The sequence below is a fragment of the Rhodoferax sp. genome (assembly GCF_025354435.1).
Lineage (GTDB): Bacteria > Pseudomonadota > Gammaproteobacteria > Burkholderiales > Burkholderiaceae_C > Rhodoferax_B.
This window is the reverse complement of sequence record NZ_JANXMU010000088.1, coordinates 14159-32555: the sequence shown is the minus strand read 5'-3', so window position 1 is coordinate 32555 and position 18397 is coordinate 14159. Positions and strand designations below refer to the sequence as shown.

The following is an 18397-nucleotide window of genomic DNA, read 5'->3' as shown; positions in this document are numbered from 1 at the left end:
GCCATCATCCCAGCATCGCCTCCCGCACCGCCGCCAATTGCCGCCGCGACACCATCAGCGGCTCGTCCAGGCCGTGCAGGCGGACCGCCCAGCCTTCGCCCTCCTCGGGGTCAAAGTGCTTTTCCAGTGCCCGCAAGGCCCGCCGCGACACCAGCGCGTTGCGGTGGATGCGGATGAACACGCTGGCATAGCGCTGCTCCAGCTCGCCCAAGGCACCGTCCAGGATGTAGTTCTTGCTGGCGGTGCGCACGGTGATGTATTTCAGCTCGGCCTTCAGGTACAGCACGCCCGACAGTGGCACGCGCTCGGTGCGTCCCCGGTCATGGATGACCAGCGCTTCTTCAGCCAAATCGGGCTCTAGCGCACTATGCACCTGCACAGACCGCTCTACTTTTTGTAGTGCCTGCTGCAAGCGCTCCAAGCGCACGGGTTTGGTCAGATAGTCCAGTGCCTCCACCTCGAACGCCTGCAGCGCATACCCGGCGTGGGCGGTGACAAACACCACCGCGAGCGGCGGGATCTGGCTGCGCAGCAATTGCGCTAGGTGCACGCCGTCCATGCCGGGCATGTGGATGTCTAGCAGCACCACGTCCACGTGCTGGGTCTGCAGCAGCGCCAGTGCCTGCGCAGCGTTGGCCGCCTCCCCCGCCACCTCGGCAGCGGGCGCAGTGCAGTCACCCAGCAAGGTGCGCAGGCGGGAGCGGGCCAGCGCTTCGTCGTCCACCACCAGCACGCGCAAGGTCTTCATACCGGAATCTCGATGCGGACGAGGTAGAGGCCGTCTTTGAAAGTCGCCTGGAACTGGCTTTGCATGTCGTGCAGCAGGCTCAGGCGGTCGCGCACGTTGTCCAGCGCCAAGCCGTGGCCGGGTACGCCCTGGCCGCCCGGGACCGTGTTGGTGATCTTAATGACCACCGTGTTGCCCCGGCGCTCGGTGGAAATGCGCACATCCGCGCCGCTGGCGCTGGGTTCCACGCCGTGTTTCACCGCGTTCTCTACCAGCGGCTGCAGCAACAACGGCGGTAGCTGGGCCCCGGCGGCGCGCGGGTCTAGCGCCCAGTGGATGCGCAGACGCTCGCCAAAACGCACCTGCTCGATGGACAGGTAGCGCTCGGCCAGCGTGGTCTCTTGCGCCAGCGTGACGGATTCGCCCTGGTCTACCAGCGCATGGCGGAACAGGTCGCTCAGGTCTTCCAGCAGGGCCTCGGCCTTGGCCGGTTCGGCGCGCACCAGAGCGATGGCGCTGTTCAGGGTGTTGAACAAAAAATGTGGGCGGATGCGGGCCTGCAGCTCGCCCAGCCGCGCCGTAGTGGCCGCCGGGGTGCGGGCGCGGGCGCGCAACACCAAGCCTGCCACCACCAGCGCCGACAACCACGCCCCGGCCCCCGCACTGGCCAGCCAGGGCACGGGGTCCAGCAGGCCGATCAAGGCCAGCATGCCGCAGCCGTACAGCCCGGCCAGCGCACCCAGCACCACGCCGCCCAGGTTTTGCGCGTGCTGCGGCAGGCGCGCCAGCGGACGCTTCAGGCTGCACGCGGCCAGCAGCCACACCAGCACGGCAGGCAGCGCGCCGCCGGTCCACAGCGCCAGGCGCGTCAACCAGTCCCAGGCGTTCTGCGCGCCAAACAGCGCGGCCACCGCCACGGCCACCTCCACAAACAGTACCGCACGCAAGATCACCCCCGCCTGGCAGGCATCAAACACCAGCGCCGTGCGGAGCGGGGGCAGCGGCTCGGCAGCCAGCGGCTGGAAGCCCGATAAAATTTGCGGTTCTTGCATATCGGCCCGATTATTGGGGAAGTTCATCCTCGCGGGTATGCCAATCCTTTTCCACCTGGTATCCCATGTCTTCCCACAACCAACTCGACAAAAAATCCGAAGCCTGGTCGGCGCTGTTCTCCGAGCCCATGAGCGACCTGGTCAAGCGCTACACCTCCAGCGTGTTTTTTGACAAGCGCCTGTGGCAGGCCGACATTGCGGGCAGCCTGGCCCACGCCGAAATGCTGGCCGCGCAGGGCATCATTGCCGCGCAGGACCATGCTGACATCCAGCGCGGCCTGGCGCAGATCAGCGGCGACATCGAATCCGGCAACTTCGAGTGGAAGCTGGACCTGGAAGACGTGCACCTGAACATCGAAGCCCGCCTGACTCAGCTGGTCGGCGACGCAGGCAAGCGCCTGCACACCGGCCGCAGTCGCAACGACCAGGTAGCCACCGACGTGCGCCTGTGGCTGCGCGGCGAGATGGACCTGATCCAGGGCCTGTTGACCGACCTGCAACTGGCGCTGGTGGCCATTGCCGACAAAAACGTGGAAGTGGTGATGCCCGGCTTCACCCACCTGCAGGTGGCCCAGCCGGTGAGCTTTGGCCACCACATGCTGGCCTATGTGGAAATGTTCGCCCGCGATGCTGAACGCATGCTGGACGTGCGCCGCCGCGTCAACCGCCTGCCGCTGGGCAGTGCTGCGCTGGCCGGCACCAGCTACCCGCTGGACCGCGAACGCGTGGCCGCCACGCTAGGCATGGAGGGCGTGTGCCAAAACAGCCTGGACGCGGTGAGCGACCGCGACTTCGCCATCGAATTCACCGCCGCCGCCAGCATCGCCATGGTGCACATCAGCCGCCTGAGCGAAGAACTGGTGCTGTGGATGAGCCAGAGCTTTGGCTTCATCGACATTGCCGACCGCTTCTGCACCGGCTCCAGCATCATGCCGCAGAAGAAAAACCCCGACGTGCCCGAGCTGGCGCGTGGCAAGACCGGCCGCGTGGTCGGCCACCTGATGGGCCTGATCACCCTGATGAAGGGCCAGCCCCTGGCCTACAACAAGGACAACCAGGAAGACAAGGAACCGCTGTTCGACACCGTGGACACGCTCAAGGACACGCTGCGCATCTTTGCCGAAATGGTCGGCGGCATCACCGTCAAGCCCGAAGCCATGGAACGCGCCGCCCTGCGCGGCTACGCCACCGCCACCGACCTGGCCGACTACATGGTGAAAAAAGGCCTGCCCTTCCGCGACGCGCACGAGGTGGTGGCCCACGCCGTGAAGGCGGCCATCGCCAAGGGCGTGGACCTGTCCGAGCTGCCGCTGGACGTGCTGCAAGGCTTCAACGCCAAGATCGAGCAAGACGTGTACGAGTGCCTGAGCCTGCGCGGCTCGCTGAACGCCCGCAACATTCTGGGCGGCACGGCCTGGGCGCAGGTGCGGGCGCAAATTGCTCGCCACCGGGCGCGACTTGCTGCGTAGAACGTTGTCTATCAGCCAGGACGAAACCACCGTCCCTATTGGAGCACGGCTACAAGTTTAGAGATTGAGGGGACTTCTGCGGCATTGATCACGCTTAACCAGTAATACCCTGGTGTCGCAGTTGCTGCATTTGCCGGTGCCGTCAGGCGCAGCGTCGTTGCATTGACCTGAGTGAAACCCAGTTCTAAAAACCGCTGTTCGGTGTTGTACGAGTGGGTCACCGACGAAGTTTTGACCAATGTGACCCGTTTGATGGTGCTGGCATCGCCCACCGTTATGGTTCGGGTGGTAGATCCCAGATTTAGAACAGCAGGAATGGCGTTCAGCGTGGGGCGAACACTTGCGCGGCCGTCTGTATTGAAAAGGTAGCTGGGACTGTAGGTTTGGGCATTGGTGCCAAGTACCGGGCCTGGTGCGCCGCCGCCCATAGATTGCACGCGGCCATCAGCGAGCAACACCGCCGTTGAGTGGTACAGACGTGGCCGCAATTCAGAGGCCATGGTCGTCCAGGTTTGGGTTTTGGCAGACCAGAGCTCCGCGTGGTAGGCCACCTTTACCAATTTTTCAACCTCAACCGCTCCAGATCCCCCGTTGGCAAGCACATCTCCTGTTGGCAACACAGTGAAATTGGACCAGGGCCGGGCCTGTATCATGCGTCCAGCCGACTTTACGCTAGGCTTGCCGGTCGCGGTGGTTGGCAGTGTCAGGAGCTCGGTTGCGCCGCTATCCAATTGCACTAGGACCTGGGTCGCGTTGACCATGGCGAGAGGCCGCTCCCAGCCGGCAGCAGCCGATAAACGTATGCCGGTATTGACCAGCGTTCCTTCGGTGCCCGCTACGGGCAAATCCAACCGATAAACCGACCGTTGACCAACACCTGCCAAGATGTAGACGCTGTCCACATTGGGTGCCAACTGCGGACCAACCAGTAACCGTGGGTAGTAGAGGTTGTCGCCAATTTCGACATTGCTTACTTTGCTCCAGCTACCGTCGCTATTGCGGATCTCTGGGGTGACACTAAATCCATCAGCTTCATCAATGCCGCCAGCCACCAGCAGCCGACCGCTGGCCAGCGTGACCTGGGAACCGTACCAGCGTCCATACGCCATGGGGGTCGAGGCCCTCAACGCGTTCGTGGCCGGGTCGAAAGTGGTGGTATTTTTAACACCCAAATTTACCCCCCCGGCTGTTGTCGGTTGTCGCCGCCGGCTAAAAAGACCTGACCATTGGGCAACAATGTTTGGCTACTGCAGAACATGTCAGTCCCGGTGGTGTTGTCTAGGGTGTAGTGCGAGGGCACTCCAGGACTTGGACTGGGGTCCCACACGTCATAAATAAACTGTGCGTTTTGGGTGCCCGCCGCGTCGGTGCCGTAACTCATGACCCGTCCACCGGGAAGCACCACCGCGTGGACTGCCAGCAGCGGCCAGTTCGCCACAGAATCCCACCAGCCTTTTGTCGCAGCGGCTGAGGTAGGTGCCGCCGCTATTTCAAAGGTGTCGGGTGCGGCCGCGTCAATTGCTTGCATGTAGCCGTTGTCACCATCATTGCCGTATTCGGCGTGGCCGGCAAAACCCAGGAATGCATTAGGGACTGGATTGCGAACCAAAAAGTCGTCCCCGTCAGCACCACCATAGGGACCGAACACGCGTGACTGGTTGGTCCGAAAGCGGCCGCTGTTGAGCACGTCACTGACACGGCCTGTGATTTCTGTGATGAACTCACCGTCATTGAAAGCGATGGTTGTGCAAACCCGGTTTGTTTTGGCCGATGCGCCATGCAATGGCAGCGCCTTACTGCCACTGCGGTAGCGCGTCTGGAGCGCGCGCACGACATTCAGGCCATTATTGGTGCCGGTACAGACGTCGACGTGGCTGATGCGTTCACCAGCAGGGAGCTGGTCGGCAAATAACGCACTATCGCCTGTGTTGCCTTGGACTGGGGTCACTAAGCCAATACGGCTAAGCCATGTATTTATGCCGCCGTACAAACCCACAAAGGCCTGTTTGGTGTCTTGTGACTCACTGAATTCTGTGCCACCGGGGCCACCAAAGGGGCCAAACTGCCCACCGGTGTTGGTACGGAATCCCAAGGCATCAATATACGCCCCAGCCCGCCCAAACAGCTCGGTGATGCGCTCTGCGGCTGCAAACTTGTAGGTGCTGCACAGCTCACCAGCCACGGCACCGCCATGTTTGGGCAAAGTACCCAAGTTGGTAACCAACTGAATGCTGTTGACCATGGCATCGGTGTTGTAACAAATGGTAGCTGCAGTAACGGTTTGGTCAGGTTTGATGCGGTCGATAAACGCATCACCACTCCCCTCTCCCGCGGCGGAATTCAACACATTCAGCTGCGCCACGAGCTGAATGCCATTGACAGTACCTACGCTTCCATATAAGCCGCGCAATTGAGGGATTCCCCCTCCGGTCACCAGCATGCTGAACGGCTTTCCACCGGTACGTCCGAATGGGCCAATAGTCCGGCCTGTAGAGGTGTGGAAGGCAATCTGGTTTATGGCCGCGGCCGCTTGTCCACTCACGCGAACAATGCGCTCACCATTGGCCAAAGCAGTAGTCGTGCAGGCTCCTCCGGAGCCCCCACGTACCGGACGTTCACCCTTGCTTGTTGTCAATTGGATCGAATTGACGTACGTGCCGGCACAAACCCCCACTGCCGTGATGCTTTCATCGTTATCGAGTTGGTCGATGAACCGCGAGGAGGTGTTGGCGGTTGCGGTGAACATGGTGTAGCCGGCCCGCGCAGTGCTGGTGCGCCCACCCTCGGGCAACGCCGTTTGCATGGGTGCCTCAGTCGCTTGGATTGGAGTCTCGCCTGCAGAACTGCCCGTTCCGCCGCCACATCCGCTCAATATTCCTGCAGCGCTGAAAACGGCTGTAAGAGTCCATACCGTCGTGCTTACAGAAGTAAATTTTCTCATTTGAAGTTCTCCATCAGAAGATGCGATTGCGGCAGGCAACTTACGTATGCATCCAGCCAAGTATGCCAGTACCACTTTTTAAAATTAGCATAAATGCATACAAAATGTATTAATTTACTTTCTTACTATTAAGTGTATACATTATATATGGAAAGAATTGACCTCCATACGCCCTTGAGACACATCAAAGGCAGTGCCTCGGTATCGGCCGCACAATGGGGTTTCTTCAACCACTTTGCGCAAAGGCTCCACATGCTGAAACACATCTTGTTAGCCACCGACGGCTCGGCCGCTTCGGACCATGCGGTCACGATGGCGGTGGATCTGGCGCGTAAATTCGAAGCCAAATTGACCGCGCTGTACGCGGTGGACCCGTACCCGTATCTGGGCATGGGCGAAGTCAACTCCCAGGGGCTCAACTACTACAAGCAGGCCGCGCAAGAAGAGGCCGCATCGGCCCACGCCAAGGTGGCCGCGCTGTGCCAGCAAGGCAGCCCGATAGGCTTTCACCCCGTGGTGGTGGAAGAGCGCGACGTGGCCATCGGCATCGTGGAATACAGCCTGGCCGAAAAGGCCGACATGATCGTCGTCGGCTCCCATGGCCGCACCGGCATTGCCCGCCTGGTGCTGGGCAGCATCGCCACCAAGGTCTTGGCCGAATCCACGCTGCCGGTGCTGGTCGCTCGCTAAAACCCTTAAGTTCGGTCTAAGCCCGCCTGCGCATACTGCCCCACCTATGCGCTTACTCCTGGTAGAAGACGACCCCATGATCGGTGAAACCGTGCTCGACGTACTGCGCGCCGAGCACTTCGCCGTGGACTGGGTGAAAGACGGCGTGATGGCCGACACCGCTTTGCGCAGCGCGCCCTATGACCTGGTGCTGCTCGATCTGGGCCTGCCCCAGCGCGACGGGCTGGACGTGCTCAAAGCCCTGCGCCAGCGCAAAGACAGTATCCCCGTGCTGGTGGTCACCGCCCGTGACGCGGTGGCCGACCGCATTGCCGGGCTAGATGCTGGGGCCGACGATTACTTACTCAAGCCCTACGACATCGACGAGCTGCTGGCCCGCATCCGCGCCCTGACCCGGCGCAGCGCAGGCCGCGCCGACCCGGTGCTAGAGGTGCACGGCCTGCGCCTGAACCCCGCCACCCACGAAGCCACCCGCGACGGCCGGCCCATCACCCTGTCCAACCGCGAATGGGCGGTGCTGGAGGCGCTGATGGCCCGCCCCGGCGTGGTGTTCTCGCGGGCGCAGCTGGAAGAAAAACTCTACAGCTGGAAAGACGATGTGAGCAGCAACGCCGTCGAGGTCTACATCCACGGCCTGCGCAAAAAGCTGGGGGCCGAGCTGATCCAGAACGTGCGCGGCCTGGGCTACGTGATGCCTAGACCATGAATTCGATACGCCGCCGCCTGCTGGGTTCGGTAATGACCGCCATCGTGGTGGCCGCGCTGTTCCAGGCCGCATCCGCCTACCGCGGTGCGTTGCAGCAAGCCGATGAAATGTTCGACTACCACCTGCAGCAAATGGCCTTTGCGCTGCGCAATGGCGCACCCAGCCAAACCGCGCCGGACGACCCCGACGATGCCGAGTACGAGGTACAGATTTGGAGCCCCACCGGCGTGCAGTTGTTCCAGTCGCACCGCAACCCCCTGCCGCCGCAGGCCGTGCTGGGCTTTTCGGATGTGGAGCAAAACGGCACGCGCTATCGGGTCTACTCCATCCAGACCCCGGTGCAAACCATCCAGATCGCCCAGGACCTGAGCGCCCGCCAGGCCCGCGCCCGTGCCCTGGCCGTGCGCGCCATGCTGCCCATGGCCATCATGGCGCCGCTGCTGATGATCGCGCTGTGGTGGGCGATACGCCACGCCCTGAAGCCGCTGGAACGCACCCGCCAGCAGGTGGCCGCCCGCGCGGTGGACGACCTGTCACCCCTGCCCGAAGCCGACCTGCCCGACGAGGTGCTGCCCCTGGTGCGCGAGCTGAACCTGCTGTTTGGCCGTGTGCACACCGCCTTCGATGCCCAAAAATCGTTTGTGGCGAATGCCGCACACGAGCTGCGTTCGCCGCTCACCGCCCTGAAGCTGCAAGCCCAGGCGCTGAACCGCGCGCCTGACGCGCCCACCCGCAGCGTCGCCATTGCCCGCCTGCACCAGGGCATCGACCGCGCGGTGCGCCTGATGAACCAGCTCTTGGTGCTGGCCCGCCAGGAAGCCGCTACTAATACGCCCGCTGAGCGCATTAACCTGCAAGACCTGGTGCAACTGGCCGTGGAAGAGGCGCTGCCACAAGCCCAGGCGCGCAACCTGGATTTGGGTGTGGCCCCCAGCCAGCCCACCTGGATCGCATGGGTCATGGGCCACCCCGACGCGCTGCGCATCCTGCTGCGCAATCTGCTGGACAACGCGCTGAAATACACCCCCGCGCAGGGCCGGGTGGACGTTGCCATCACTTCGGACAACGGCGTGCCCGTGCTGACCGTGGAAGACTCCGGTCCCGGCATTGCGCCCGCCGATCTGGAAAAGGTGTTTGACCGCTTCTACCGCAGCGCCGAAGCCACGGCGGGTGGCAGCGGGCTGGGTCTGGCGATTGCGCAGGCGATTGCCCAGGCGCACGGCGCGAAACTGCGGCTAGACGCATCGCCTTCGCTGGGCGGGCTGCGGGTGGCGCTGGTGTTTACAAACCCGCCAGCAACTCCGCAAACGCCTGCGACCGGCCCTGGCGTGAAACGTTCTTAACGGCGGCGGGGTCGGGCAGGCGCACCGCATGGGCCCGCACAGCGGCCACAAACGGCGGCAGCAAGGCCGCAATTTCATCCACTGAATCGATGCGCGCCATGGCTTCTAGCCCGGCACCACGTAGCACGCCGGCGGTGTCGCCCACCGGGTCAGTCAGGCCGAGGATGGGGCGGCCCGCACGCAGGTACTCATAAATCTTGGCCGGAATCTGGGCGTTGCAGTTGCTGGCCTGCATGACCAGCAAGGCATCGACCGACAGCATCTCACTCAGGGCCTCGCGGTAAGGCACGGCGGGGCTGAGCTCGATGAAGTCCTGCACGCCGTGCTGGCTGGCCAGCTGGGTCAGCATGTCGTCATGGGCCGAGGCGCGGAAACGGATTTGCAACTGCCGCGCCGTCAGGCCGCCACTGGCCTTGAGGCGCTGCAGGGCCTGGAACAGCTGGGTCGGGTCGCGCTCGGACGGGTAGACGATGCCGCTGTGCAGCAGTACCACGGGCTGGTCGTCCGTCAGCGGGCGGGTCGCCACGGCGGGCGCGTGGGCGAAGCTTTCTTCGTCGTAGCCGTTTTCCAGCACAGTGATGCGGCTGGCGGCCTGGGGATAGCGTTCGCGGTACATCTGGGCCGCGCCGGGGGTGGTGAAGACGCTGCGGCTGGCCTGCTCGACCGCCTCCTGCTCGATACGCTGGTAGCTGCGCCAGGTCACGGGGTCGGCGGGGTAGCCGTCTTGCGCCATCGGGTCGCGGAAGTCAGCAATCCAGGGCAGACCGGTCTTTTGGTGCAACTGCTGGGCAATCACGTGGGCGGTGGCAATCGGGTAGGTAGACCAGATCGCGTCGGGCTTGAATTCCTTGACGAGTTGCAGACCCTGGCGCACTGCGTCAAAGCGCCAGCTGATCCAGCGGTCGGGCCGGGCCATCCAGCCCATGTAGCGGCCCTGGATGTTCAGGTGCCGCGCGGTGTCGAGGGCGAAGGCGCGCCGCACCACGGTGCCTTCGGGCACGTCGCGCATCAAATCAGGGCTGGTGCGCGCATAGGCGCGCGGGTCGGCAGTCAGCACCACCGGCTTCCAGCCCAGGGCGGGCAGGTGCTGCACAAAGCGCAAGGTCCGCTGGATACCACTGCTGCCCGCCAGCGGCGGAAAGTGGTAAGCGATCATCAAAACTGTTTTCACACGGGAACCTTGTAAATTTCTGCTGAGAGATCATACGGGTAGAAGCGTGACACGGCATCCGGCAGAATGCCTTGCACCTATGGCATTTACCCCTCTTCTGCGTTACGCCCGTTTTTTTGCCCTGTGGCTGCTGCTGTGCGGCGCGGCCATGGCCCAGGGCACCGTCAACACACTCCAGGTCGGCCCCCAAAGAACTATCAAAACAATAGCTGCTGCTGCAAGATTAGCGGGCGCAGGTGCCACGATTGAAGTAGATGCAGGTGAGTACGTGGGCGATGTGGCGGTGTGGACTCAACCCAATCTGACCTTGCGCGCCGTGGGCGGCCGGGTGCGCCTGCGGGCCAATGGCGTGGCGGCCGAAGACAAAGCCATCTGGGTAGTGCGTTCGCCGAAGTTCACGGTGGAAGGCTTTGACTTTGAAGGTGTGCAGGTGGCGGGCCGCAACGGCGCGGGCATCCGCTTTGAATCCGGCTGGCTGGTGGTACGCAACTGCAGCTTCACGCACAACGAAATGGGCCTACTCACCAGCAACGACCCCAACGCCGTGCTGGAAGTAGAGAACAGCGAATTTGCCTACAACATGCGCCCCGACGGACACAACCACAACCTCTACATCGGCCAGATCGCCCGTGCAACTATTACCGGCAGTTACTTGCACCACGCCCGCACCGGCCACCTGCTGAAAAGCCGCGCGGCCATCAGCCAGATTTTGTACAACCGCCTGACCGACGACGGCGGCAGCGCCAGCTACGAGCTGGAGTTTCCCAACGGCGGGGTGGCGGTGGTGGTGGGCAACACCATCCAGCAAGGCCCGCTGACCGAAAACCCGGTGCTGATTTCTTTCGGAGCGGAGGGCTATGCCTGGCCCTTCAACCAACTCAGCCTGGCCTACAACACCCTTGTGGACGACCTGCCCAGCGGCGGCATCTGGCTGAGGGTCAAACCCGGTGCCGATGCCGTGCTGGCCGTGAACAACCTGCTGATCGGCACCGCGCCGCTGCGGGCCACCACGCCGGGCGACTTCCGCAATAACTTTAACACCGACCGCAGCAGCTTTGCGCCGGGTGGCGAGTACCGGCTGCGGGCGGGCTCGCCACTGGTGGGCAAAGCCATCACCCTGGACAAAAACCTGCAAGCGCAGCGTGAATATAGTCACACCGCCAAAAGCATTGCACTGGGTATTGCCCCGCATAATCCCGGAGCGATGCAGCTCCTGCAAGCGCCCCGGCCCTAGCCCGGTGCTGCCCACCCTGTTTTTTACGTCCCCACTATGTCCTCACACACCCCCTCCCTGGTTCTCGGCAGCCCCCGCTTTACCGATGCCCGTCTGGCCGCGCTGGCAAGCACCGACGGCCCGCTGGCCGCCTGGCAAGCTGCCTGTGCAGCCGATGCCAGCAGCGCCGCGCTGCAGGCCACGGGCGACTTCGCGGTGGGGCTGCAAGAGCCCTCGGGGCGCACCTTTCTGGCGGTGGACCGCTTTGCCATCCGTAGCCTGTGCTACCGGGTGGTGGACGGGCAAATCCGCTTTGCAGGCCGTGCGGATGAGTTGGCCGATGGTGCCGATATCGACCCGCAGGCCATCTTTGACTACCTGTACTTCCACGCCATCCCGTCGCCGCGCACCATCTTCAAAGGCGTATTCCGCCTACCGCCGGGCCACTACGCGCTGTTTGAGCACGGCAAGCTGACGGTAGCCCCCTACTGGGTGCCCACCTTCATTGAGCCGCGCAGCGCCTCGTTCAGCAGCCTGCGCGAAGAATTCCGCGGCCTGGTGCGCAACGCCGTCAGCACCCAGCTCGACGGCGGCAAGGCGGCCTGCTTCTTGAGCGGCGGTACCGACAGCTCCACCGTGGCCGGCATGCTCAGTGAGATCGGCGGCAAGCAAGGCCAAAAAGCCGCCACCTACTCCATCGGCTTCGATGCCGAGGGCTACGACGAGATGGAATACGCCCGGCTGGCCTCACGCCACTTCAACACCGAGCACCACGAGTACTACGTCACCCCCGACGACCTGGTGCGCAGCATTGCCGACGTGGCCCGCTCCTACGACCAGCCCTTTGGAAACTCGTCCGCCCTGCCCTCGTACTACTGCGCCCGCAAAGCCAAAGACGACGGCGTAACCAAAATCCTGGCCGGTGACGGCGGCGACGAACTCTTTGGCGGCAACAGCCGCTACGCCAAGCAGCGCGTGTTCGGCTGGTACGACATGCTGCCCAGCGGCATCCGCAGCGGCTTGATGGAGCCGGTACTGGCCAGGACCGCCGAGAGCAGCATCTCCCTGCTCAGCAAAGCCTCCAGCTACGTCGAACAGGCCAAAGTGCCGCTGCCCGACCGCCTGCAGATGTACAACCTGCTGCTGCGCCTGGGTGTGAACGACGTGCTGACCCCGGCTTTCCTGAGCCAAGTCAACATTCAGGGCCCGGCCGAGCAGCAGCGCGGCATCTGGAGCCTGCCCACCACCGGCAGCCAGCTCAACCGCATGCTGGCCTTCGACTGGCGTTACACCCTGGCCGAAAGCGACCTGCCCAAGGTCTGCGGCACCACCAAACTGGCGGGCCTGGGCGTGGGCTTCCCCATGCTGAACGAGGCGCTGCTGGACTTCTCGCTCAAGCTGCCACTGGAATACAAACTCAAGGGACTGAAGCTGCGCTGGTTCTTCAAGGAAGCCCTGCGCAGCTTCCTGCCCGACGAAATCTTGACCAAGAAGAAGCAGGGCTTCGGCCTGCCCTTCGGCGTGTGGGCCACCCGCCACGACGGCCTGCGCGCCGTCGCCACCGATTCACTGAACAGCCTGGCCACCCGCAACATCGTGCGCCCCGCATTCATCCGCAGCCTGCTGACCGAGCGGCTGCAGGAGCACCCCGGCTACTTTGGCGAGATGGTGTGGATTTTGATGATGCTAGAGCAGTGGCTGCAGGCGCATGCGCCAGAGTACAAAATGCCAACCTGAGAAACGCTCTCTTTTTTAACATCAAAAAAAATAGCGGCTGGTACAGATAGAACCTGCGCCAGCTGCTATTTTCATGCCTGAAAAAAGGCTTATATTTTGTCTAAACGCATCTCTGCCGCTCGGGCGTGGGCCTGCAAGCCTTCGCCGTAAGCCAGCTCGGCGGCAATGCGGCCCAATTCCTGCGCACCGGCCTGGCTGACTTCGATCAGGCTGCTGCGCTTCTGGAAGTCGTAGACCCCCAGCGGGCTGGAGAAACGGGCCGTGCCGGACGTGGGCAGCACGTGGTTGGGGCCGGCGCAGTAGTCGCCCAGGCTCTCCGAGGTGTAGGCCCCCAAAAAGATGGCACCGGCGTGCTTAAGCAGCGGCTCCCAGCGGTGCGGGTCGGTAGAGCTGACTTCCAGGTGCTCGGGGGCGATGCGGTTGCTGATCTCGCAGGCTTCTTCCATGCTGCGCGTGTGGATCAGCGCGCCGCGGCCGTTGAGTGACTTGGCGATGATCTCGGCGCGGGGCATTTCGTTGAGCAGGCGGTCGATGGAAGCCTGCACCTGGTCGATGTAAGCTGCGTCGGGGCACAGCAGGATGCTTTGCGCCAGCTCGTCGTGTTCGGCCTGGCTGAACAGGTCCATGGCCACCCAGTCGGGCGGGGTCGTGCCGTCGGCCAGCACCAGAATCTCGCTGGGCCCGGCAATCATGTCGATGCCCACCGTGCCAAACACACGGCGCTTGGCGGCGGCTACGTAGGCGTTGCCGGGGCCGGTGATCTTGTGCACATTGGGGATGGTGGCCGTGCCATAGGCCAGCGCGGCCACAGCCTGCGCGCCGCCGATGGTGTAGGCGCGGGTGACCCCGGCCACATAGGCAGCGGCCAGCACCAGGGCGTTCTTTTCACCGCGCGGTGTGGGTACCACCATGATGATCTCGGCCACACCGGCCACGTGGGCGGGAATGGCATTCATCAGCACGCTGGATGGGTAGGCGGCCTTGCCACCGGGCACGTAGATGCCCACGCGGTCCAGCGGGCTGACCTTCTGGCCCAGCAGGGTGCCGTCCGCATCCCGGTAGCTCCAGCTCTCGCCCGAGGCTTTTTTCTGCGCCTCGTGGTAGCTGCGGACGCGGGCGGCAGCGGCTTGCAGGGCTTCGCGCTGTTTCGCAGGGATGGTGTCGAAGGCGGCTTTGAGCTCGGCCTGGGTCAGCTCCAGCTCGGCCAGCGTATTCGCTTGCAGGCCGTCGAAGCGGTTGGTGTACTCCAGCACGGCCACGTCGCCGCGCTGCTGCACGTCGGCCAGGATGTCGGCCACCACTTTTTCAATTGCCGTGTCCGCCTCGGCCGACCAGTGCAGGCGGGCCTTGAATTCAGCCTCAAAAGTGCTGCTAGCGCTGGAAAGACGTGCGGGAGTAGCTACGAAATTCATAGTATTTATGCTTTGGCCTGCGCTGCCACCGCCGCTGCAAAAGCGTCGATCATGGCGCGGATGGGGGCTTGCTTGAGCTTGAGCGCGGCCTGGTTCACCACTAGGCGCGAGCTGATGTCCATGATGCGTTCGACCTCGACAAGGTGGTTGGCCCGCAGCGTGTTGCCGGTGGACACCAGATCGACGATGGCATCGGCCAGGCCGGTCAGCGGAGCCAATTCCATGCTGCCGTAGAGCTTGATCAAATCGACGTGCACACCCTTGGCGGCGAAGAATTCGCGCGCAATCGCCACGTATTTGGTGGCCACCCGCAGGCGCGAGCCCTGCTTGACGGCGCGCTCGTAGTCGAAGTCGTTGCGCACCGCCACGCTGATGCGGCATTTGGCAATTTGCAGGTCCAGCGGCTGGTACAAGCCCTGGCCGCCGTGTTCGATCAGCGTGTCTTTGCCGGTGATGCCCAGGTCGGCACCGCCGTTTTCCACGTAGGTGGGCACGTCGGAGGCGCGCACGATGAGCACGCGCACGCCGGGCTGGTTGGTGTCCAGAATCAGCTTGCGGGATTTTTCGGGGTCGTCCAGCACCTCGATGCCTGCGGCGCGCAAGAGCGGCAGCGTGTCGTCAAAGATGCGGCCTTTGGAGAGGGCTAAGGTGATCATGCCTTCACCCGCTCGATGTCGGCACCGATGCCGCGTAGCTTGGCTTCCATCTGGTCGTAGCCGCGGTCCAGGTGGTAGATGCGGTCCACCACGGTTTCGCCCTCGGCCACCAGACCGGCAATCACCAAGCTGGCAGAGGCGCGCAGGTCGGTGGCCATCACGGTCGCACCGGATAGCTTGGCAATGCCTTCAACCACGGCCACTTTGCCGTCGATCTGGATGTGCGCTCCCAGGCGCACCAGCTCGTTGACGTGCATGAAGCGGTTTTCAAAAATCGTTTCGGTCACCTTGCTGGGGCCCTGGGCCACGCAGTTCAGGGTCATGAACTGGGCCTGCATGTCGGTGGGGAAACCGGGGTATTCGGTGGTGCGAAAGCTCTGCGCCTTCAGGTGGGTGTGGGCCGGACCCGCAGACTGCACGCGGATGCCGTCGGCCTCGGGGGTCACGGTGACACCGGCCGTGCGCAGCTTGTCGATCACCGCGTCGAGGTGGTCGGCGCGGCCGTGCTGCAGCAGCACGTCGCCGCCGGTGGCGGCCACGGCGCACAAGAAGGTGCCGGTCTCGATGCGGTCGGCCACCACCTGGTGGGTGCAGCCGTGCAGTTTGTCTACGCCCTGGATGCGGATGCGGTGGGTGCCGTGGCCTTCGATCTTGGCACCCATCTTGATGAGCATTTCGGCCAGGTCGGATATCTCCGGCTCTTGCGCGGCGTTTTCCAGAATGGTTTCGCCTTCGGCCAGGGTAGCGGCCATCAGGAAATTCTCGGTACCGGTCACGGTGACCATGTCGGTGGTGATGTGGCAGCCCTTGAGGCGGGTGCGGCCTGCGGGCAGCTTGGCGATCATGTAGCCGTGCTCGACCACGATCTCAGCGCCCATAGCCTGCATCCCCAGGATGTGCTGGTCCACCGGGCGCGAGCCGATGGCGCAGCCGCCGGGCAGGGACACCGTGGCTTCGCCAAAGCGGGCCAGCAGCGGGCCCAGGGCCAGCACCGAGGCGCGCATGGTCTTGACCAACTCGTACGGGGCTTCGGGCGACGACAAATCGCGGGCGTTGATGGTGACGGTGCCGTCTTCTGTGCGCTCTGCCGTCACGCCCATGTTGCGGATCAGCGTGAGCATGGTGGACACGTCTTGCAGGCGCGGCACGTTAGTCAGCGTCACGGGCTCGGCGGTCAGCAGCGCGGCGCAGAGTTCGGGCAGGGCGGCGTTTTTGGCACCGGAAATGCGCACAGTACCTTGCAAGGTGCGGCCACCGCGAATAAGTAATTTGTCCATGGGGAAAGCTCTAAAAAACTATTGGGGCAAGGCTGCCCACTCGGCAGGCGTGTAGGTCTTCATCGACAGCGCATGCACTTCGTCGGTGTGCATCTTGGCACCCAGCGTGGCATAGACCCGCTGGTGGCGCTGGATGGCGCGGCGGCCTTCAAACTCGCTGGATACGATGGTGGCGTACCAGTGGCGGCCATCGCCTTCCAGGGCAATGTGCTCGCAGGGCAGGTGCGCGGCGATAATGGTTTGGAGTTCTTCAGCAGTCATTTTTGTTATCCGCGGATTTTGTAGCCGATGCGCAAGAGGTTCACCGTGATGGCGCTCACCACCACCAGGGATGCGCCGACGATGCCCAGGCTGAGCCAGGGCGACACGTCGCTCACGCCAAAGAAGCCGTAGCGGAAGCCGTCGATCATGTAGAAAAACGGGTTCAGGTGGCTCACGGCTTGCCAGAAAGGTGGCAGGGAGTGGATGGAATAGAACACGCCGCTCAAAAACGTCATGGGCATGATCACGAAGTTCTGGAATGCTGCCATCTGGTCGAATTTCTCGGCCCACAGCCCGGCGACGATGCCCAAGGTACCCATGAGGGCCGCGCCCAGCACCGCAAATACGATGATCCACAGCGGTGCCTCAAAGCTCGCACCGGTAAAGATGGCGGTGACGGCAAACACGCCCGCCCCCACCAGCAGGCCGCGCGCCACGGCCGAGCCCACATAGGCCCAGAACCAGTCCCAGTGCGACAAGGGAGAGAGCAGCACAAACACCAGGCTGCCCATGATCTTGCTCTGGATCAGCGACGACGAGCTGTTGGCAAAGGCGTTTTGCAGCACGCTCATCATCACCAGGCCGGGCACCAGAAAGGCGGTGTAGTTGATGGTGCCGTAGACCAAGGCCTTGCCTTCGAGCACGTGGCCGAAGATCAGCAGGTACAGCACGGCGGTCAGCACCGGCGCGCCCACGGTCTGGAAGCCGACCTTCCAAAAGCGCAGCGATTCTTTGTACAACAGGGTTTGCCAGCCGGTCATGCTGCCACCTCGCTGGCCACATAGCCGTTGGTCATCACGTCGAGGAAAACGTCTTCCAGATCGGCCTTGCGGATCTCCACGTCCTCGGCGGTCAGCCCGGCTTCACGCACTGCCGCCAAGTAGCGCTCGATCTCGGCGGCGTTGTGTGCGGGGAACTGCACGATACGGCCCGTAATCCGCGCCTGCTCCGCCAGCGCCGTAGGAAGTTCGCTATCGACTTTGAAGCGCAGTACATTGCTGGACGCATTTTTCAGCAGCTCGCTGGTGCGGTCCAGGGCGACGATGCGGCCTTGTTTCAGCATAGCGATGCGCGAGCACAGGGCCTCGGCCTCTTCCAGGTAATGGGTGGTGAGCAGCACCGTATGGCCTTGTTTGTTGAGTTTGGCGATGAACTGCCACAGGGTCTGGCGCAGTTCCACGTCCACCCCGGCGGTGGGCTCGTCGAGCACGATCACCGGCGGCTTATGCACCAGGGCCTGGGCCACCAGCACACGGCGCTTCATGCCGCCCGAGAGCTGGCGCATATTGGCGTTGGCCTTGTCGGCCAGGCCCAGGCTGTCCAGCAGCTCGTCGATCCAGGCATCGTTGTTCTTCACGCCGAAATAGCCGGACTGGATGCGCAGCGCCTCGCGGACGTTGAAAAACGGGTCGAACACCAGCTCCTGCGGCACCACGCCGAGCTGACGGCGGGCCTGGGCATAGTCTTTGGCCACATCGTGGCCGTGCACCAGCACCTTGCCACCGGTGGCGCGGTTCAAGCCCGCCAGAATGCTGATCAACGTGGTTTTACCCGCGCCGTTGGGGCCGAGCAGACCAAAAAATTCCCCCTGCGCGATATCGAAGCTAACGCTGTCGAGGGCGGTGAGTGAGGGTTTTTGGGAGCCGCGGGGGCTAGGGTAGGTCTTGGAGACCTGCTGGAAGGATATAGCTGGCATGGGCCAATGATTTTAACGGCAGGCCCCAGATGCCGCCGGGTAAGGT

Annotated in this window: 17 protein-coding genes; 6 read left to right on the top strand and 11 right to left on the bottom strand. The window is 63.4% G+C overall.

Going from position 1 to position 18397, the window contains the following annotated elements; translation table 11 throughout:
* Positions 1-4: 4 nt before the first annotated feature.
* Positions 5-748 carry a LytTR family DNA-binding domain-containing protein gene (locus tag Q0T48_RS21830; RefSeq protein WP_295961157.1) on the bottom strand — a complete coding sequence of 248 codons (744 nt, stop codon included), beginning with the start codon at positions 746-748 and terminating at the stop codon, positions 5-7.
* Positions 745-1779: a histidine kinase gene (locus tag Q0T48_RS21825; RefSeq protein ID WP_295961154.1), complete on the bottom strand. Its 1035-nt coding sequence runs from the start codon at positions 1777-1779 to the stop codon at positions 745-747. Before Q0T48_RS21825 ends, Q0T48_RS21830 begins: the two co-directional genes overlap by 4 nt.
* 65 nt (positions 1780-1844) lie before the next feature.
* On the opposite strand from Q0T48_RS21825, the gene argH reads away from it, so the two are divergent.
* A complete protein-coding gene (gene argH, locus Q0T48_RS21820) occupies positions 1845-3248 on the top strand; it encodes an argininosuccinate lyase (protein WP_295961151.1) in 1404 nt (467 codons plus the stop codon).
* Between the two features lie 35 nt (positions 3249-3283).
* Here the strand turns inward: argH and Q0T48_RS21815 are convergent, their stop codons facing one another.
* Positions 3284-4357, bottom strand: a complete 1074-nt coding sequence (locus Q0T48_RS21815; RefSeq protein ID WP_295961148.1) for a galactose oxidase early set domain-containing protein — start codon at positions 4355-4357, stop codon at positions 3284-3286.
* 65 nt (positions 4358-4422) lie between these two features.
* Complete coding sequence (locus tag Q0T48_RS21810; RefSeq protein WP_295961145.1) at positions 4423-5994, bottom strand: hypothetical protein; 1572 nt, start codon at positions 5992-5994, stop codon at positions 4423-4425.
* 369 nt (positions 5995-6363) lie between these two features.
* On the opposite strand from Q0T48_RS21810, the gene Q0T48_RS21805 reads away from it, so the two are divergent.
* The 3 genes from Q0T48_RS21805 to Q0T48_RS21795 are packed head-to-tail and all read left to right on the top strand — an operon-like array spanning position 6364 to position 8928.
* Entirely contained in the window at positions 6364-6879 is a 516-nt protein-coding gene (locus tag Q0T48_RS21805) for a universal stress protein (RefSeq protein ID WP_295961141.1), read from the top strand.
* A gap of 46 nt (positions 6880-6925) precedes the next feature.
* Positions 6926-7585: a response regulator transcription factor gene (locus Q0T48_RS21800; RefSeq protein WP_295961139.1), complete on the top strand. Its 660-nt coding sequence runs from the start codon at positions 6926-6928 to the stop codon at positions 7583-7585.
* Positions 7582-8928: an ATP-binding protein gene (locus Q0T48_RS21795; protein ID WP_295961136.1), complete on the top strand. Its 1347-nt coding sequence runs from the start codon at positions 7582-7584 to the stop codon at positions 8926-8928. The genes Q0T48_RS21800 and Q0T48_RS21795 overlap by 4 nt, the downstream gene beginning before the upstream one ends.
* On the opposite strand, the gene Q0T48_RS21790 is transcribed toward Q0T48_RS21795, so the two are convergent.
* Positions 8867-10084 (bottom strand): glycosyltransferase, encoded by a 1218-nt coding sequence (locus tag Q0T48_RS21790; protein WP_295961133.1) that lies wholly within the window; start codon positions 10082-10084, stop codon positions 8867-8869. The genes Q0T48_RS21795 and Q0T48_RS21790 overlap by 62 nt on opposite strands.
* A gap of 94 nt (positions 10085-10178) precedes the next feature.
* Here Q0T48_RS21790 and Q0T48_RS21785 point away from each other — a divergent pair, with 94 nt between their 5' ends.
* Positions 10179-11333 carry a hypothetical protein gene (locus tag Q0T48_RS21785; protein WP_295961130.1) on the top strand — a complete coding sequence of 385 codons (1155 nt, stop codon included), beginning with the start codon at positions 10179-10181 and terminating at the stop codon, positions 11331-11333.
* Positions 11334-11369: 36 nt separating this feature from the next.
* Complete coding sequence (locus Q0T48_RS21780; protein WP_295961128.1) at positions 11370-13049, top strand: asparagine synthase-related protein; 1680 nt, start codon at positions 11370-11372, stop codon at positions 13047-13049.
* 89 nt (positions 13050-13138) lie between these two features.
* Here Q0T48_RS21780 and hisD read toward each other — a convergent pair whose 3' ends face one another.
* From hisD to Q0T48_RS21750, 6 genes are read right to left on the bottom strand one after another with little or no spacing between them, the layout of a single operon-like run.
* Positions 13139-14461: a histidinol dehydrogenase gene (gene hisD, locus Q0T48_RS21775; protein WP_295961124.1), complete on the bottom strand. Its 1323-nt coding sequence runs from the start codon at positions 14459-14461 to the stop codon at positions 13139-13141.
* A gap of 5 nt (positions 14462-14466) precedes the next feature.
* Positions 14467-15117: an ATP phosphoribosyltransferase gene (hisG, locus tag Q0T48_RS21770; protein ID WP_295961121.1), complete on the bottom strand. Its 651-nt coding sequence runs from the start codon at positions 15115-15117 to the stop codon at positions 14467-14469.
* Positions 15114-16394 carry a UDP-N-acetylglucosamine 1-carboxyvinyltransferase gene (gene murA, locus Q0T48_RS21765; RefSeq protein WP_295961118.1) on the bottom strand — a complete coding sequence of 427 codons (1281 nt, stop codon included), beginning with the start codon at positions 16392-16394 and terminating at the stop codon, positions 15114-15116. Before murA ends, hisG begins: the two co-directional genes overlap by 4 nt.
* Before the next feature lie 18 nt (positions 16395-16412).
* On the bottom strand, positions 16413-16655 hold the full coding sequence (locus Q0T48_RS21760; protein ID WP_295961115.1) for a BolA/IbaG family iron-sulfur metabolism protein: 243 nt from the start codon (positions 16653-16655) through the stop codon (positions 16413-16415).
* Positions 16656-16660: 5 nt separating this feature from the next.
* Positions 16661-17416, bottom strand: coding sequence for an ABC transporter permease (locus Q0T48_RS21755; RefSeq protein WP_295961112.1), 756 nt, complete (start codon positions 17414-17416; stop codon positions 16661-16663).
* Complete coding sequence (locus Q0T48_RS21750) at positions 17413-18351, bottom strand: ABC transporter ATP-binding protein (protein ID WP_295961109.1); 939 nt, start codon at positions 18349-18351, stop codon at positions 17413-17415. The genes Q0T48_RS21755 and Q0T48_RS21750 overlap by 4 nt, the downstream gene beginning before the upstream one ends.
* Positions 18352-18397 lie beyond the last annotated feature (46 nt).

Bases quoted from the DNA above. Each gene is read 5' to 3' on its own strand.
- Q0T48_RS21830 (WP_295961157.1), bottom strand. From the start codon at position 748: ATGAAGACCTTGCGCGTGCTGGTGGTGGACGACGAAGCGCTGGCCCGC.
- Q0T48_RS21825 (WP_295961154.1), bottom strand. From the start codon at position 1,779: ATGCAAGAACCGCAAATTTTATCGGGCTTCCAGCCGCTGGCTGCCGAG.
- argH (WP_295961151.1), top strand. From the start codon at position 1,845: ATGTCTTCCCACAACCAACTCGACAAAAAATCCGAAGCCTGGTCGGCG.
- Q0T48_RS21815 (WP_295961148.1), bottom strand. From the start codon at position 4,357: ATGGCGTATGGACGCTGGTACGGTTCCCAGGTCACGCTGGCCAGCGGT.
- Q0T48_RS21810 (WP_295961145.1), bottom strand. From the start codon at position 5,994: ATGTTCACCGCAACCGCCAACACCTCCTCGCGGTTCATCGACCAACTC.
- Q0T48_RS21800 (WP_295961139.1), top strand. From the start codon at position 6,926: ATGCGCTTACTCCTGGTAGAAGACGACCCCATGATCGGTGAAACCGTG.
- Q0T48_RS21795 (WP_295961136.1), top strand. From the start codon at position 7,582: ATGAATTCGATACGCCGCCGCCTGCTGGGTTCGGTAATGACCGCCATC.
- Q0T48_RS21790 (WP_295961133.1), bottom strand. From the start codon at position 10,084: ATGATCGCTTACCACTTTCCGCCGCTGGCGGGCAGCAGTGGTATCCAG.
- Q0T48_RS21785 (WP_295961130.1), top strand. From the start codon at position 10,179: ATGGCATTTACCCCTCTTCTGCGTTACGCCCGTTTTTTTGCCCTGTGG.
- Q0T48_RS21780 (WP_295961128.1), top strand. From the start codon at position 11,370: ATGTCCTCACACACCCCCTCCCTGGTTCTCGGCAGCCCCCGCTTTACC.
- hisD (WP_295961124.1), bottom strand. From the start codon at position 14,461: ATGAATTTCGTAGCTACTCCCGCACGTCTTTCCAGCGCTAGCAGCACT.
- hisG (WP_295961121.1), bottom strand. From the start codon at position 15,117: ATGATCACCTTAGCCCTCTCCAAAGGCCGCATCTTTGACGACACGCTG.
- murA (WP_295961118.1), bottom strand. From the start codon at position 16,394: ATGGACAAATTACTTATTCGCGGTGGCCGCACCTTGCAAGGTACTGTG.
- Q0T48_RS21760 (WP_295961115.1), bottom strand. From the start codon at position 16,655: ATGACTGCTGAAGAACTCCAAACCATTATCGCCGCGCACCTGCCCTGC.
- Q0T48_RS21755 (WP_295961112.1), bottom strand. From the start codon at position 17,416: ATGACCGGCTGGCAAACCCTGTTGTACAAAGAATCGCTGCGCTTTTGG.
- Q0T48_RS21750 (WP_295961109.1), bottom strand. From the start codon at position 18,351: ATGCCAGCTATATCCTTCCAGCAGGTCTCCAAGACCTACCCTAGCCCC.